Source organism: Haloarcula mannanilytica (assembly GCF_005406125.1).
Classification (GTDB): domain Archaea; phylum Halobacteriota; class Halobacteria; order Halobacteriales; family Haloarculaceae; genus Haloarcula; species Haloarcula mannanilytica.
On the sequence record NZ_BIXZ01000002.1, the window covers coordinates 278,465 to 294,699 of the forward strand.

12 protein-coding genes are annotated in these 16,235 nt (G+C 64.3%); 3 read left to right on the forward strand and 9 right to left on the reverse strand.

The features are described 5' to 3' along the window. Positions 1-57: 57 nt before the first annotated feature. The 3 genes from Harman_RS08570 to hemL form a co-directional block, all read right to left on the reverse strand. The gene (locus tag Harman_RS08570; protein ID WP_137683386.1) at positions 58-912 is read right to left on the reverse strand and encodes a ribose-phosphate diphosphokinase; all 855 of its coding nucleotides are present in this window, start codon (positions 910-912) and stop codon (positions 58-60) included. 113 nt (positions 913-1,025) lie between these two features. Beyond that, positions 1,026-1,844, reverse strand: a complete 819-nt coding sequence (locus Harman_RS08575) for an HVO_0234 family beta-propeller protein (RefSeq protein ID WP_137683387.1) — start codon at positions 1,842-1,844, stop codon at positions 1,026-1,028. 1 nt (position 1,845) lies between these two features. Next, on the reverse strand, positions 1,846-3,183 hold the full coding sequence (hemL, locus tag Harman_RS08580) for a glutamate-1-semialdehyde 2,1-aminomutase (RefSeq protein WP_137683388.1): 1,338 nt from the start codon (positions 3,181-3,183) through the stop codon (positions 1,846-1,848). A 246-nt stretch (positions 3,184-3,429) separates the two neighbouring features. On the opposite strand from hemL, the gene nasA reads away from it, so the two are divergent. Continuing rightward, entirely contained in the window at positions 3,430-5,493 is a 2,064-nt protein-coding gene (nasA, locus tag Harman_RS08585; RefSeq protein ID WP_137683389.1) for an assimilatory nitrate reductase NasA, read from the forward strand. Between the two features lie 80 nt (positions 5,494-5,573). Here nasA and Harman_RS08590 read toward each other — a convergent pair whose 3' ends face one another. After that, complete coding sequence (locus tag Harman_RS08590) at positions 5,574-6,887, reverse strand: MFS transporter (protein WP_137683390.1); 1,314 nt, start codon at positions 6,885-6,887, stop codon at positions 5,574-5,576. Between the two features lie 563 nt (positions 6,888-7,450). On the opposite strand from Harman_RS08590, the gene Harman_RS08595 reads away from it, so the two are divergent. Together Harman_RS08595 and Harman_RS08600 are read left to right on the forward strand one after the other, a co-directional pair. Next, positions 7,451-8,773, forward strand: a complete 1,323-nt coding sequence (locus Harman_RS08595) for an MFS transporter (protein ID WP_137683391.1) — start codon at positions 7,451-7,453, stop codon at positions 8,771-8,773. Between the two features lie 475 nt (positions 8,774-9,248). Beyond that, positions 9,249-11,015: a nitrite/sulfite reductase gene (locus tag Harman_RS08600; protein WP_137683392.1), complete on the forward strand. Its 1,767-nt coding sequence runs from the start codon at positions 9,249-9,251 to the stop codon at positions 11,013-11,015. Between the two features lie 310 nt (positions 11,016-11,325). On the opposite strand, the gene Harman_RS08605 is transcribed toward Harman_RS08600, so the two are convergent. From Harman_RS08605 to Harman_RS08625, 5 genes are all read right to left on the reverse strand, one after another. Next, on the reverse strand, positions 11,326-11,970 hold the full coding sequence (locus tag Harman_RS08605) for a chemotaxis protein CheC (protein WP_137683393.1): 645 nt from the start codon (positions 11,968-11,970) through the stop codon (positions 11,326-11,328). Between the two features lie 140 nt (positions 11,971-12,110). Then, positions 12,111-13,433, reverse strand: a complete 1,323-nt coding sequence (locus Harman_RS08610) for an ABC transporter substrate-binding protein (RefSeq protein WP_235007178.1) — start codon at positions 13,431-13,433, stop codon at positions 12,111-12,113. Positions 13,434-13,618: 185 nt separating this feature from the next. Next, positions 13,619-14,077: an HTH-type transcriptional regulator Lrp gene (lrp, locus tag Harman_RS08615; RefSeq protein WP_137683395.1), complete on the reverse strand. Its 459-nt coding sequence runs from the start codon at positions 14,075-14,077 to the stop codon at positions 13,619-13,621. A 9-nt stretch (positions 14,078-14,086) separates the two neighbouring features. Beyond that, a complete protein-coding gene (locus Harman_RS08620) occupies positions 14,087-14,449 on the reverse strand; it encodes a P-II family nitrogen regulator (RefSeq protein WP_137683396.1) in 363 nt (120 codons plus the stop codon). Then, positions 14,442-15,770 (reverse strand): ammonium transporter, encoded by a 1,329-nt coding sequence (locus Harman_RS08625; RefSeq protein WP_137683397.1) that lies wholly within the window; start codon positions 15,768-15,770, stop codon positions 14,442-14,444. Before Harman_RS08625 ends, Harman_RS08620 begins: the two co-directional genes overlap by 8 nt. Positions 15,771-16,235 lie beyond the last annotated feature (465 nt).

Consider the following 16,235-nt stretch of genomic DNA (forward strand, 5'->3'; position numbering starts at 1 on the left):
GCACGCAGTCGTGTCGCGACGAGCGGGATTTTCCGCCGTGTGTTTCAGAACCGGTGTCTACAGTTCTTCGGCGACGACCGGTGCGGCGCTGACCTCGCTGACCGCCCGCTCCAGGGTGTCCGTGCCGTAGACGGCTTCGACGCCGGCGCTGTTCAGTTTTGTCAGGGCGTTGCTGGCGAGCATCGGATGGACGCAACTGACGAAGATCCGCTGGGCGTCGCGGTCGTCGAGGACGCCGACGGACTCGCTCATCGTCGACCCAGTGGCGATGATGTCGTCGACCAGCACCACGTCCCGGCCCGCGACCGGCGCGTCGCTGGGGCTGATCTCGATGTCGCCGGTGTCGTAGTCCCGCTCCTTCTCGAAGAAGTCCGTCTCGCCGTCGCCGTAGGCGTTCCGGACCGTTTTGGCGAGGTCGATTGCGCCCTCGTCGGGCGAGAGAAACAGGGGGTCTTCCAGGGTCTCCGGCAGTGGGTCGGCGAGGACGCTCGCGGCGTCGGCGTGGGTGGCCGGCACGTCGAAGAAGTCACAGACGGCCGGTTCGTGGGGGTTTACCGTCACCACGCGGTCGGTGCCCGTCGAAATGGCCCGCGCCACCGCCCGCGAGGACACCGGCTCGCCGGGCTTGAACGCCTCGTCCTGGCGGGCGTAGCCCATGTACGGGATGACAGTGACGACCTCACTGGCACCGCTCTCGCGGGCTGCGTCCTGCAACTGGAGCAACTGGAGGTGCGCGTCACTGTCGACGGTCGAGGCGACGACGACCGCCCGCTCGCCCGACACCGTCTCGGAGACCCGGACGACGTGCTCACCGTCGGGGAACCGTTCGTACTCGACCCGTCCCAGTCGCTCGCCCGTCACGTTGGCGAGGGTCGCCGCGAACGCCTGCGTGTCCGTCCCGGGGATAATCATATCCGGTGGGTGGCTGCCCGGGCTAAACCCTGTTTCGGTTCCGTAAGGGAGTGGGCCGCGTGAGACAGGCACGCGGCCGTCTGGCTCCGACGGGCCGTGTCGCGGTCGATGCGTCAGGCCACGGCGACGCCGACAACTTCGGGGATGCCAAGCGAGCGCTGTCGCCAGCCGCCCTGTCCGTCGGCGGTCGCCTCGGCCGCGGTCGCAACGAGGAAGGTTCCGTTCTCGGTGATAGCGTAGGTGTCGTCGCCGTAGGTCACGTCGACGACGCGCTCGGTCGCCGGCAACGCACATGGCTCCCAGCCGCCGGCTGTCAGTTCGTACAGGCCGTCCGCCGCGGCGGCGTGGACCCGCTCGCCGTCGCTTTCGACCGCGAGATGGCGACCCGGCCGGACCTCGGTCCACTCCCCATCGCCGTCGCCGTTCCTGTTCTCGTACCGGTACAGTCCGCTCTCGGTCGCGGCGTAGTCGCCGGCCACGTCGGCCACGTCTATCAGGCCGAGTCGGTCGAGCGACGGTAGGGCGTACACGCCATCGGCCGCGGCGAGCCGGTCGCCATCGATGGCGCGAACGTCGTCGACGGGTCCGAGTTCGGTCCAGTCGCCGTCGGCGTAGCGGGCGACGCGACCGTCGCCGGCCGCGAGCAGGCCGTCGCCGTCGTAGCCGACGGCGCTGGCCGGCCCGAACCCAGTCAAAATGAAACCGTCGTCGGTCAACACGAGCACGTCCTCGTCGGTGGCGACTGCGATTTCGCCGCTTGCGCCGGCTACGTCCCGGGCGGTACAGCGCTCGCTCAGGCTGAATCGTCCGATCTGGCCGCCGGCGGTCTCGACGCGGGTGACGCCCAGGCCCGACGCGACGTACGCGTGGGTCTCCGGGCGTTTCTCGCCGTACATCCGCTTCTCCGACAGCGCGATGTCGTCGTCGCTCACTTCATATCGCCTCTTTGTACGCTTCGAGCGCATTCTCTATGTCTTCACCTGTGTGGGCATCACAGATGAACTGTGACTCGAACTGGTTCGCCGTGAGGAACACCCCCTGGTCTTTCATCGCGGGCCAGAACAGGCGCTCCCACCGTTCGGTCTCGGCCTGCTTCACATCGCCCCCGTTCTTGGGGCAGTAGTCGAACCGCGGGCAGGATTCCCGCTGTCGGCAACCAGATTCGCAATGGCCTTCGAAGGAATCAGGCCCGTCACGGGTGAAGATGACCTTGAACATTGAATCCCGGCCAACGACGGTGTACTCGGGGGCCTGGTCCCGGAGGATGTCCTGCAGGCCGGACCGGAGCCGGTCGCCGAGTTCGTTGACGTGTTCGTATACGTTGTGTTCAGCTGCATACCGAAGCGTCTCAAGTCCCGCGGCCATCGTGACCGGGTGGCCCGAGAACGTCCCGGACTGGAACACGTCGCCGGCGGGCGTGAACTGCTCGATAATCTCGCTTTTCCCGCCGATAGCGCCGACCGGGAAGCCGCCGCCGACGATCTTTCCGAACGTGGTGATGTCGGGGTCGATGTCGAACGCGCCCTGGGCACACTGGAGGCCACCGACGCGGAAGCCGGTGATGACCTCGTCGAAGATGAGCAGGGAGCCGTGGTCGTCACACAGTTCCCGGAGCGTGTCGTGGTAACCCTCGACCGGGTGGACGATGCCGTAGTTCCCGAGGATGGGTTCGGTGAGGACCGCGGCGATGTCGTCGCCGTGTTCCTCGAACACCTCGTGGGCGGCCGCCTCGTCGTTGAACGGGACTGTCAGCGTGTGCTCGGCGAAGCTCTCGGGGATGCCGGGGCTGGACGGAGCGGTGTGGTCGCCCTCGCCCTCGACCAGCGTGGACTCCTGTGCCCCGTGGTAACCGCCCTGCATCACGACGATCTTGTCCCGGCCGGTGTAGCCACGGGCCAGGCGGACCGCCGAGACGGTCGCCTCGGTGCCGCTGTTGACGAACCGCAGCATCTCGACGCTGGGGACGTGGCGGGTGACGAACTCGGCGAGTTCGACCTCGACTTCGGTGGGCGCGCCGTACATCGGTCCCTCGGCGGCGTGTTGCTGGATGGCCGACTGGACCTGTTCCGGTAGGCTGTGGCCCAGCAGGAGCGGGCCGTAGCCCATGACGAAGTCGATGTAGCGGTTCCCGTCGGCGTCGATGACGTGGCCCCCGTCGCCCTTCTCGACGAAGAAGGGGTAGGGCCGTGTCGCTCGAACGGAGGAGTTGACGCCGCCCGGCAGCACCGATAGGGCGCGGTCGTACAGCGCTCGCGACTGCTCGTGGTTCATACCCGGGCGTTCGACTGCTGACAGAAAGAAACTGTTGTTACCTGCCTGTGTGACTCCGCCGAGGCGGACGGCCGTTGAGTGACCGGTGGACGGATGTCAGAATCTCTGCCCGGAAGTAAGGATTTCGTAAAGAGTTACTGTTATACATTGGGTGTTCATCTACGTAGATACGAGAATGGTCGCCGAATGTACTGTAATATCATGTAAGAGTGGACAGATGGGCTCCGGAACGGGGCGTGTGACACTATGAGCGACTGGGTGCCGACGACGTGTATGCGGTGTGCGGTGGGCTGTGGCCATATGCATCAGGGTGCTGACGAGGGGTACGGCATCGACGCTGCCCGCGGCGATGCCGCCCATCCAGTCAGTCAGGGGCTCGCCTGCGCACGCGGTCTCCGGGAGAGCAAAGACCCCGACGGGGACTGGCTCACCAGACCGATGGTCCGCAGCGGCGGCGAACTCCGCCAGACCCAGTGGGACGTGGCGCTGGCCCGCGCTGTCGAGGGACTTCAGGCCGTCCACCAGCAAGACCCCGACTCCGTCGCCGTGCTGGGCAGCGGCCAGCAGACCAACGAGGCCGCCTACGCGCTGGGGAAGGTCGCCCGCGGCGGCTTCGGCACGCGCAACTACGACGCCAACACGACGTTGTGTATGGCAAGCGCCGTCACCGCCTACTACCAGGCCTTCGGCAGCGACGCGCCGCCGTGTACCTACACCGATATCAGCGACGCCGACCGCCACGTCGTCTGGGGGGCGAACCCGGCGGTCGCCCATCCCGTCATGTTCCGCTGGATTCAGCAGTCTACCAGCGAGGACGGCGTCGAAATCATCGTTGTCGACCCCGTCCGCTCCGAGACCGCGGAGAACTCCGAACACCACGTCGCGCCCGACCCAGGGAAAGACCTCGCACTGGCCCGGGCCGTGCTCGCCCGCATCGTCGAGACGGGGCGTGTCGACCGCGAGTTCGTCGACGAGGCGACCGAGGGGTTCCAGGACCTGCTCGCGACGCTGCCCGACGCCGACGACGCGGCCGCCGAGGCCGGCGTCGAGATGGCCGACGTGGACCTGCTGGCTGACGCGATGGACCAGCAGGCGCTCATCTACTGGGGGATGGGCATCAATCAGCACGTCCAGGGGACCGAGACTTCCCGGGCGCTCATCGACCTGACGCTGGCGACGGGGAACCTCCGGCCCGGTGGCGGCCCGTTCTCGCTGACTGGCCAGGCCAACTCCATGGGGACTCGCATCTGCTCCTCGAAGGGGTCTTGGCCCGGCCAGCGGGCCTTTGAGGACCCGGACCACCGCCGAACCGTCGCCGACCACTGGGATATTCCGGTCGACCGCCTGCCAGACGACACCGGCCCGGGTCCGGTCGGGATGCTCGAAGACGAGCCGGATGCTGTCTGGGCCGTCGCCACGAACCCCGTCGCCGGGATGCCCGAAGCTGACTCGGTACGTGAGACGCTCGAAGACGCCTTTGTCGTCGTGCAGGACGCCTTCCACACCGAAACGACGGAGATCGCCGACGTGGTTCTGCCCGCTGCGACCTGGGGCGAAAGCGAGGGCACGACCACGAACATGGAGCGGACAATCTCCAGGGTCCGACCGGCGACTGACGTACCAAGCGGCGTCAAGCCGGATCTGGATATTATCGCCACCATCGGCTCGCGGCTGTTCCCCGACCTGTTCGACGGCGAGACGGCCCCGGAGCCGGCGGCGATTTTCGACGAGTTCGCCGCACTCACCGAGGGAACGGTCGCTGACTGCTCGGGTATCACCTACGAGCGACTCGACGACATCCATGCCGTCAGGTGGCCCGCGCCCGACGAGGAGAGTTCGGGCGGCTACCGCTACTACGACGAGGGGTCGTGGTCGTTCCCCACCGCTTCCGGCCGCGCGCGGTTCTCGACCGGCCGCCAGGGGTCGCTCCCGGAGCCGACCGACGACGACTACCCGCTGACGCTGACCACCGCTCGGGAGGCCGACGGGTACAACACCGGCGTCCGGTCCCGCGGCGGCGAGGCCGGCACGCTGGTCGCCCGCATCCACCCTGAGACCGTTGAGGAACACAGCGGGCTGGTCACCGACGGCCAGTTAACTGTCGAGACCCGGCGTGGTTCAGCGACGGTCGCCATTGACCGCGACGAGGGTGTCCCCCGAGGCATGGTGTGGCTCCCGATTCACCACCCGGCGACCAACCGGTTGACGCTCTCAGACCGGGATCCCCAGTCCGACGAGCCGAACTTCAAGCAGTGTGCCGCCCGCCTGGTCGCCGCCGAGGCCGAACTGCCGCCGGCGACGGCTGACTGACGGTCGCCGGCACACAGTCACTCGTTTTTGCGGTGCTGTCGACTGCGTGTTTCCAGTTCGGTCGCGAAAAGAGCCGCGCGTTAATCGTCCGCTGGCACAGCCTCGCCCGCCAAGGCCGGCTGGTTGGTGTACAGCCGCTCCGAGAGCGCGACGGAGACGAACGCCAGCGCGACGAAGACGGCGAACCCCGTGGCGTAGCCGCTCGTTCCGTAAACGTCGACGAACACGCCCAGCACCGGCGGGACGACGAAGCCGCCGAATGCGCCGAGGCCGCCGACGAGGCCCGACGCGCCGCCGACCGCCTCGGGGACGTACTTGGGGACGAGCTGGAACACGGCGGCGTTCGCGACGCCCATGCCGACCGCGAGCAGAACCGTCGCCCAGAGCGCAATCGTGTAGTTGCGCGTCGTGACCACAGCGAAGGCGGCGATGCCGACGAGGATGAAGCTCACGACGGCCGTCACCTCGCCGCCGATACGGTCGCTCAGGACGCCGCCGGGAACGCGGATGAGTGCCGCCAGCAGTGTGAACGCCACGGCGGTCAACACGCCGGCCGACTGGGCGTCCATCCCGTGGATGGCGGTCCAGTACGAGGGCAGCCACACCGTCAGTGCGAGGAAGCCGCCGAAGGACGTAAAGAAGAGCGCGACCAGCACCCACGTCCGGCGGATGGCTGCGGCCTCGCGGATGGACTCGAAGGCGTCACCGCCCGGGAACAGCTCCTGGCCGTACTCCGTCGCCCGCTCGCGACTCGCTTCAGGGTCCAGTCCCCGCTCCCGTAACTGGAACGATGGCGGGTCGACCGCGATGGCCGCGTACGCGATAGTTCCGACCACGAGGAAGCCAAACCAGACGAGATACGCGTTCGTCAGCCCCAGCGCGCCCAGCGCAATCGGAAGCAAGAGCGTGAAAAAGCCCGGCGAGCTGTTGCCCAGACCGGCGTACACCGCGAGGACGGTTCCCTGCGTGTCCTTCGGATACCAGTAGGAGGTCTGTGTCGTCCCCACCGAAAACACGGCGATGCCACAGCCGCTCAACGACCCGAACAGGAAGACCAGCGGGTACAGCGTCATCGTTAGCCCGCCGGGATAGAACACCGTGAGCAACACGGCGAGTCCGCCCATCCCGACGATAGATAGCCCCAGCAGGACCAGAAACGGTCGTTTCGGGCCGACATCGTCGACCCACGCACCGAACGGAATCCGCAGCAGCGAGCCGGTCAGTTGCGGTGCTGCGACGAGCAGTCCGAGTGCGAGCCCCGACAGCCCCATCGCCGACTCGAACTCCGAGGCGACGGGACCATAGAGGACGACGCCGGCGAACCCGATGAAGAAGCCAAGCGTCGCCGATATCAATCCCTGGCGGGGCGAGCCACGAATCCCACTGTCGTCCATACGCTACCGCCCGTTCCTTGATTAAATATATTTTCGATTTGAGGGTAGATACGTTCGGAAAATATTGCGAGAAGAAAAAAACTTCTGTATAATCACTCTTTTATTGCGGACATTCATCCAATCATGAGGTGCATTGGTGTGGCTGGTCTGGCGTGCCGACCTACTCACGGGCGTCGACTATACAGTTCTCACAGTAGCGCACTGGTCCGGACACGGGCCCAGCGGCCGGTTGTCTGCGGTTCTGTTCAGTGACGGCGGATTCTGCCCGGCTCATGACGGTACATATGTATGGGAATAAGTGATATTAGAAGAATAACTCAAATTATGCTGGAAAGAGTTGGGCGTTCAATGTCCTTAAGGTAGGAATATTCGATAGTATATTGGTCGACTATCCACCCAGGCGGATTGAAATTGCAGTTCTGTAAAGGGTTACTGTTATTAACTACTGGACCATCCGACTTTCATGTACTGATGTGGTCACACATCCAAAATAAAATCGGATTGGTGGACAAACACTCGTTAATGATTGTGGATGATACTCGGTCGGTAAGGGAGGTGTCGGCATGGGGCTGATCAAGATGACGAAGTACCGGACGCTGCTGCTGGCGACCATCGGGTTCAATTTCTCGTTTCTCATCTGGTTCTCCTTCGCGCCGTTTACCGGCCCGATGGCTGAGGAGTTTGGGCTCTCGACCGCGGAGATCGGTATCCTGGCGAGTTCGGCCATCTGGATGGCCCCGTTCGGCCGGATGCTCACCGGCTGGCTCTCCGATAAGTTCGGCGCGCCGGCCATCTTCGCCATCGTGCTGGCGTACGTCGGCGTGTTCTCGATAGCGAGCGCGTTCGCACAGAACTACTCCGTGTTCTTCGTGTTGCGGCTCATCGTGGCGACGGCCGGTATCACGTTCGTCATCGGCATCCAGCACGTCGCCGAGTGGTTCGAAGAGGAGAACCTCGGTCTGGCAGAGGGGATCTACGCCGGTGTCGGGAACGCCGGAGCCGCCGGCGGGGCGCTCATTCTCCCGCGTGTGTTCGGGACCGGCTGGAGCGGACCGCTGTTCTCGACGAACTGGCGAGCCGCGTTCTTCTACACAGGCATCGTCTCCATCCTCCTCGCTATCGCCTACTACACGCTCGGCGAGGCCGCAAAGTCCGAGGAGAAACGCCAGGCGACCAAGGAAGACACCAGCTTCAAGGCCTGGATTCACACGGCCACGCGGTACGGCACCGTTGTCCTCGCGGCCGCCTACATCATGTCCTTTGGCCTCGAACTGTCGATGAACGGGTGGCTCGCCACCTACTACCGCGAAGCGTTCAACCAGGACAACCTCGTGATTGCGAGCACCTTCGCGGCGACGTTCTCGATTGCCGCGGGACTGCTCCGGCCGTTTGGTGGCTACGGCAGCGACCTGCTGGCACGCAAGGAGAAGAACATTCTGCCGTTCTTCAAGGGCCGGTACCGCGAGCAGTGGACGTTCCTCGGGCTCTGTTTCATCGTGGTGATGATGTTCGGGATGACGCTGGCCGGCCTCTCCGGCGTCCTGATGAACGCAGTCATCGTCGGGTTCCTCGTGGGGACGGGCTGTGCGTGGGCCGAGGGCGCTATCTTCGCGCAGGTGCCGGCGATGTTCCCCAACGACTCGGGTTCGGTTGCGGGCGTCGTCGGCGGCGTCGGCACTGTCGGCGGGATCGTCTACCCGCTGTTTTACTCCGCGCCGTGGCTGGCGAACCTCCACATCGGGTACTCCGTCGCCGCTCTCACCATGATTCCCATCGTCGTTCTGTCGGCGTGGGTGTTCCAGCCCGAAATTGCGAAAGTCGCCAACACGGCCGGGTTCACCGGTAGCGCGCAGGAAAACCCCGCCGCCGCCGCTGGCGACGACTGACGCCTCTTTCACTTGTATCGCCCCCGCCGTGTGGGAAATCGCGGTCAACTGCCGCCAGGACCAGCGAGCTGTGCTCGGCGATGTGTCCGCCGACACCGCGGTTCGATTCGTCCTCAACCTGACACCCGACACCGGTCCGGCACGCGCGGCTGCCACCGGAAATCCACAGACGCAGTCCCGGTCGGTTGGATCACGGTAGCTCGGCTTGGCTGGACTGTGACCTCGTTGTCTGCTGTCTATCCCAGTGCCCTCTTGTGGTTTCTATCTGTAAACGACCGTGATATATAACCTCCTTAAACACCTCCCAGACGGTATAATTCTGGACGGGTGTTGTGCTGATTCGTCTAGTTCTTGGTCTTTTCAACGATTAGGGTTATAAGGAATCAGGCTGAGTGTTTAGACGTGAATTAGCGGACGTTCGGTGAGATATGCTCGATAAAACATCACATTCATTAAGAACTGAGGGACTTTGAAGATGGTACACAAGAAAGAGGAGTACAAAGAGGAGTTGTACGGTGACGAAGTACGCGAGAAACTAGAGGAGTTCGCCGAGAAAGGATGGGAATCCATCCCCGAGGACGAGCGCGAGAAGTGGTTCTCGCGGTTCAAGTTCTGGGGCGTGTTCCACCACCGCGGCGGCCAGGAGTCGTATTTCATGATGCGGCTGACCAACTGCGGTGGCATTCTGGAACCCGACCAGCTCCGGGCCATCGGCGAGGTCGCCCGCGATTACGCGAAGGGGCCGGCCGAAAACCCCGAGTTCGGCAACGGCTGGATCGACCTCACGACGCGACAATCTATCCAACTCCACTGGCTCAAGTTAGAGGATATTCCGGAAATCTGGGAGAAGCTCGAAGCCGTCGGCGTCTCCTCGCGCTCGGCCGGCGGGGACACGATGCGGAACATCTCCGGCTGCCCTGTCGCCGGCAAAGGCGAGGAGTACGTCGACTCTCGCCCGATTCTGGACGAGATTCAGGAGACCATCCGGGACGACAACGACCTGGCCAACATGCCCCGGAAGTTCAACATCTCGGTGTCCGGCTGCCGACAGGGGTGTGCCCAGGACAGCATCAACGATATCGGGCTGGAGCCGGCCCGCAAGATTATCGACGGCCAGGAGGTCGAGGGGTTCAACGTCCGCGTCGGCGGCGGCCTCGGCGGCCGCGAACCGCGCAACGCCCGCCCGCTCGACCTGTTCATCCGGCCCGAACACGCTGTCGAGACGGTCCGTGAGTTCGTCGAGTTCTACCACGAGGAAGGCAACCGCCAGAACCGCTCGAAGAACCGCGCGCGGTTCTTCGTTGACGAGCACGGGACCGACGCCATCCGCGAGGAACTGGACGACCGCCTGGACTTCGACCTCGAAACCGCCGGCACCGACTTCCGCGGAGAGTACACGTACAACGCCGGCAAACGCTCCGAATACGGTGCCCACGACCACGTCGGCGTCTACGACCAGAAAGACGGCAAGAACTACGTCGGCCTCTCGGTGCCCGTCGGCCGCCTTTCGGCCGAGGACGCCATCGAACTCGCGGACCTCGCCGACGCCTACGGTTCCGGCGAGGTGCGGTTGACCCGCCGACAGAACCCCCTCATTATGGACGTGCCTGACGGGAACCTCTCGAATCTCCTCAACGAGCCGCTGCTTGACAAGCATTCCCCGGAGCCCAACCCGTTCGTGCAGGGCGCGATGGCCTGTACCGGGACGGAGTTCTGCTCGCTCGCGCTCACTGAGACGAAGGCACGGATGGCCCGCCTGCTCCGCTGGCTCGGCGACAACGTCGACGTGCCAGACGACGTGGACCGCATCAAGATGCATTTCTCGGGCTGTACCGCCGACTGCGGACAGGCGATGACGGCCGACATCGGCCTGCAAGGGATGCGCGCCCGCAAGGACGGTCAGATGGTCGAAGCTGTCGACGTGGGCGTCGGCGGCGGCATCGGCGAGGAACCGACGTTCATCGAGTGGGTCCGCCAGCGCGTGCCCGCCGACGAAGCGCCGGGCATGATCAAGAACATCGTCGAGGCCTACGCTGCCCTCCGTTCCGAGGGCCAGACCTTCCGCGAGTGGGTCGACGCCACCGGCCACGAGACGATCGTCGAACTGGCCGAACCCCACGAGGTCGAGGGGTACACCGATCCGTGTCTGGCCGACGGGAAACAGTCGTGGTACCCCTTCGACGACGGTGACAGTCCGGCCCCGACCGACGCCGAGGGCCAGCCGATTTCGGCGGACGACTGACCATGACTGGGAAAGACCGCACGACTGGCCACGAAGGGGACGACCCGGTGGCCCGACTGGAATCCGCGGCTCAGGAGGTGGCATACGACGCGGCACCGGAACTACTGGAGTAGCGCGGCCCCGGCCCCGAATGGCCGGATCCTGGGACGTGACCCGCCCCCTCGGGGCGTGTCCGTCTGCCTCTGACAGCGGGGGCCTGCTCGTGTCCACGGCCCCGTTCGTTTCTTCGCGGTGCAGTCCTTTTCTTACTGAACATTCGGTAGCGACGCCTCACACAGACTACTGTCCGCGTGTCAGCTGCGATCCGAAATCAGTCCAAAATGTTGTCGGCTTCGGTGTCCGCTGCCACGTCAGTGTCGAGGTCGATGTCCTGGATAAGCGCGACGAGATCCTCCAGTTCGGGGAACGTGTAGACGGTCATCCCGAGATCGCCGTCGGCGACAGTGATACGCGAGTCGACGACGAACACCAGATCCGAGTCCGGCCAGCCGCCCATCTTGTCGATGATACCGTTGGCCGGGCCGAACACGAAGTTCGGCGTCCCCATGTCGATGGTCGTATCGAGGACGTTGGCCCACCCGTCGATGAACGCGGAGGTCATGATGTTGCCGATTTCCTGCATCGCCGACCGCTCCATGTCCGAAAAGCCCTCGCCCTCGCTTGGCTCGCCCATCCCACCCATCATTGCCCCGGCCATCCGCTTGCTATCTGCCGGTTCGAGCAGGAACAGGACGTAGCCATACGGGGCCTCGTTCAGTTCGACGTAGATGCCGACGCTGTCGTCGTTCCCGATGTGCGTTTTGACATCCTCGATGTCGAGAAAATTGATCTGCGAGGTCCGAACTGTCGCGTCCAGCCCGGTCAACTGACCGAGGTTCTCCGCGACCGTGCCCGACCCCTCCTTTGCCATCTGGTTGAAAAGATCCAGCTTCCGCACGTCCACTTTCAGGCCCATATGCTCTGGAGCGTCGCAAGCGGCTTAACGCCACCGCTGGGTCCGCGTCCGTCGGCCGGGTATACGGATTGTCGTAGATCATTTCTGGATCGTGCCAACCCCGGACACGGACGGTATATTGCACTGACAGTCCGTGTTAGCTATCCGTCGGGCTCGTACGGTCCCAGGTCCGAACATTCGCTTGCCGGGAACTCCGAACAGCCGTAGGAAACGTCCGACGAGACCTGGACGAGATCGAGGACTACCGGGCCTTCGCGCGGCCCTTCGACGACGGGGACCGGTCTGATCGACTGGTGATCACAGGCCCGCAGCGTCGCCTCGCCGAGTCCGGCCTGGTAGGTGGTGTCTTCGAGTTCGCGGATGACCGCCGGCGGTTCGAACGTGCCGGCCCGCTCGACGGCCGCGGCGTACTGGAGCGTCTGCGCATAGGCGAGTCGCGCTTGGCCCGACGGGAGCCGTATCTGATCGCCGACGTACGCCGTCTCGAATGCCTCGGTAAACGCCGCTGAGAGCGGTGCATCGACGCGGTGGTCCCACGGGATCGTCCCGACGACGCCGGTCATGCTCGCGCCGGCCGACCGCGCCAGTTCCCGGGTGACGATGGGCATGACGATACCCGTTTCCTCGGGGAGTTCCTCGGTCGCCTGGTTCAGCACGGTGACCGCATCGCGGCCGTGATACGAGAGGACGACGACATCGGCATCGGCGGTGGTGGCCTCCTTCAACTGCGGCCTGAAGTCCTTCGTCCCGACCCGCGTCTCCGCGCTCCCCATCCCGTTCCAGCCCGCCGATTCGAGGCGGGTATCGAACTGCTCGGCCTGTGTGACGCCGAAATCGGAGCCAGCGTGGAGCTGATAGTACGATATCTCGGTACCGAACCGCTCGGTTAGCACCGGCGCGAGCGCCGCCGCCGCCATCCGGCTGTTGTGCATCTCCTGGAACCCGTACCGCGAGCAGTCGCTCCCGGTGATGCTCGTTCCGGGCGCGAACCCGAGCATGTGGACGACGCCGCGGCCCGGACAGTAATCCAGCAGCGACCGGGCCGTGCTCGTTGAGCCGCCGCCAGCGATCATTACGGCCCCGTCCTGGTCGATGAGCTGTTCGGCGGCGGAGCGGGCTGTCTCCGAACTGGACTCGGTATCGGCCACGGCACTGTCTACCGTCCGACCGAGGACGCCGTCGCCAGACAACGGCGACCACGCCTCCGTTCCGACCCAACCGCCCCCTTCGTTGAGGTGCTGGACGGCCAGTTCGAACCCGCGCTGTTGGGGGTCCCCGACCGGTGAAAACGATCCCGACTGCGGGAGCGCAAAGCCGAACGTTACCCGGTCCTCGCTGACCGGCTGATTCGCGTACTGTGTGGCGCTGCTGGTCGGCGTCGTTCGACTACTGCCACCACTACATCCGGCAAGCCCAGCGATTGACCCCGCACCGGCGACACGCAGTACCTCTCGTCTCGTCACTGTCGACCCTCCCGCTTCCCAATCCATTATCAATTACATACTACTACTCTCATTATTAATCCTTCCTTTACTGCTATACAGTTACACAGACGGCCGCCGACACGTGGACCGATACGTGCCCCGTCGAACGACCGGGTCAGTACCACCGCGACACACGCTAAAAAAACACAGCGCTGAGGTGCTCCTCAGGCGTCGGTCCCGTCGACCGGGAACTGCTCGTGTTCACACACCGTGTTCAACACGACCGACGTGGAGGCCGATCGAATATCCTCGTCGGTCAGCAGCGTCTTTATCCGCTCGTTCATCGACTGCGTGTCGGTGAACTTCCCGACGGCCACGATGTCGTGGTCGCCGGTCACCTCATAAACCGCGATCATCTCGCGTTGGTCTCGTAACTGGTCCACCACCCGTCCGAGCCCGTCGCCCTCGACGGAGAGCTGGAACACAGCGGTCACGTCATAGCCCAGCGCTCCGTAATCGATGTCGACGGTGTATTCGTCGATCACACCGGTGTCCTCCAGGTCGTCCATCCGGCGCGACACCGTGGTCGCCGCGATGCCGGTCGCGGCGGCGACATCACGGGCGCTGGCCCGGCCGTCCTGGAGCAGTGCGTTCACTACCTGTCTGTCGGTATCATCGACCATTTCGTCCGCTCAGACTGCCTCGGGTCCTTCCTTGCCGGTCCGGACCTGATAGGCGTTGTCCACGGGGAGGACGAATATCTTGCCGTCACCTTTCTCGCCGGTGTGTGCACCGTCGGCAATCGCCTCGACGACATCCTCCGCGGGAATGTCCGCGACCACTGTCTCGACTTTGACCTTCTGGTGCAGGTCGACGACGTACTCCTCGCCGCGCCACTGCCCCTTCTTCGCGGGCTGTGAGCCGCGGCCGGAGACGTTCGTCACTGTCAGTGACGGCGCGCCGACTTCCGCCAGCGCCTTCTTCACGTCGCCGAGTTTGTCCGGTCGAACCATTGCCACTACCATCTTGATTTCGGATTCGTCGTTTTCAGTCATCGTTGGAACCTCCGTCAGTACGCACGTTCGTGCTCACTTTGCCACCGTCGGCGACGACGCTTTCGCCGCCACCGAACTCGGGGTAGGTCTCGACGCCGTGCTCGCTGACATCCAGCCCTTCCTGCTCGTGTTCGGGCGTGACTCGGGCCTGTCCGATTGCCTTGAGCGCGTACCAGACGAGGCCGGTGGTCACAATCGTCCAGCCGGCGATGACGGCGACGCCGAGCACCTGCACGGCGATGGCGCTACCGATAGAGCCGACCGTCCCGGACGTCGCGACGAGCGGGTACATGATGGTGCCCAGCACACCGGCACTACCGTGGACCGGGAACACAGCACAGACATCGTCGATTTTCATGCGGTTCTCGATGAAGCCGAACACGACCGGTAGCTGGCCGCCAGCGAGAACGCCGACGAGGATTGCGCCCCACCACGTCGTGGTGTCGGGAATCGCCGTGATGCCGACCAGCCCGGCGAGCAGCCCGTTTGCGACGTACAGCGTGTCGACCTTCCCGGTCTTTACCCACGCCATGAGTCCGGCACCGATGGCACCGCAGGCCATCGCGATGGTCGTCGTCATCGCGACGCGACCGACCGTCGCGAAGGCACCGAGAGCGAGCGCGCCGTCCTCGACGACGAACACCGTCGCCGCGGTGCCGACGTTGAAGCCGTACCAGCCGAAGGCGAGGATGAGCGTCCCCAGCACGGCGAAGGTCATCGAGTGGCCCGGAATGACGTTCGCGGAGCCGTCCTCGTTGTACCGTCCCATGCGCGGGCCGAGCACGTAGGCGGCCGTGAGGCCGGCGATGCCGCCCATGCCGTGGACGATCATCCCGCCGGCGAAGTCCTTGAACACCACGCCGCCGAGGCTGATGTGGGACCCGGCCCACGTGAGCCCGGTGACGACGGGGTAGATGACCGCGGCCAGCAGGACCGTGTACGTGATGTACGCACGGAGCTTCGCCCGGCCGGCGACTGCGCCGGAGACGATGGTCGCCGCCGTCATCGCGAAGACGGCGCCGAACAGCCACCCGACGTAGTCGTTTGCGGCCGACGCGCCGAACGCCGGCGAGAAGGACCCGGTCCCGACCAGCGACGAGATACCGGAGCCGACGAGGAAGAACAGCAACACCCCGACCGACCAGGTCAGGAGGTTCTTCGTCAGCTGGTTCGCGACGTTCTTCGAACGCACCTGCCCCGCCTCTAGCATGGCGAAGCCTGCGTGCATGAAGAAGATTAGGAACGATACCACCAGTACCCACAGCAGGTTAACCCCCTCTGCGAGTACGCTCGGATCCACCTGTAGTGCTGTGTAGCTCATTTCTAGTTCACCCGTTTCGTTTTCGCATCCGCAGTCGTTTGCATGTCCAACTTTGAACCAATCATGCTCAACTTCTTCAACTCTTTCACGGGAAACCCTCTGGTAACACCACTACATAAGGTTTGCCTTTATGAATGGGGAAATTAGAGGGTGTACGGTAGACGACCGTCCAGATTATGGTATGATATTATGGATATAAGGTTGTTCTCCGTCAAGAAAGTCTGTATATGCACACTGGAATTTTGGACGTTTGTTGACCCCTGTTCCGGCCGCAGGGGGCCAAATAGGCCGTTTTTGCTTGCGCGCGCTCTTGGTCTGGCGGGTGTTGCCAGCGACAACAGGATTATACCGCACGACCACAGATTCGGATTTGGTATAAATGTCCGGAAAACGGTGGGGGTATGTAGTACAACTGCTCGGCAAACCACACAAATCGGGTACCTATCGGCGCGGGTGTCGCTGATT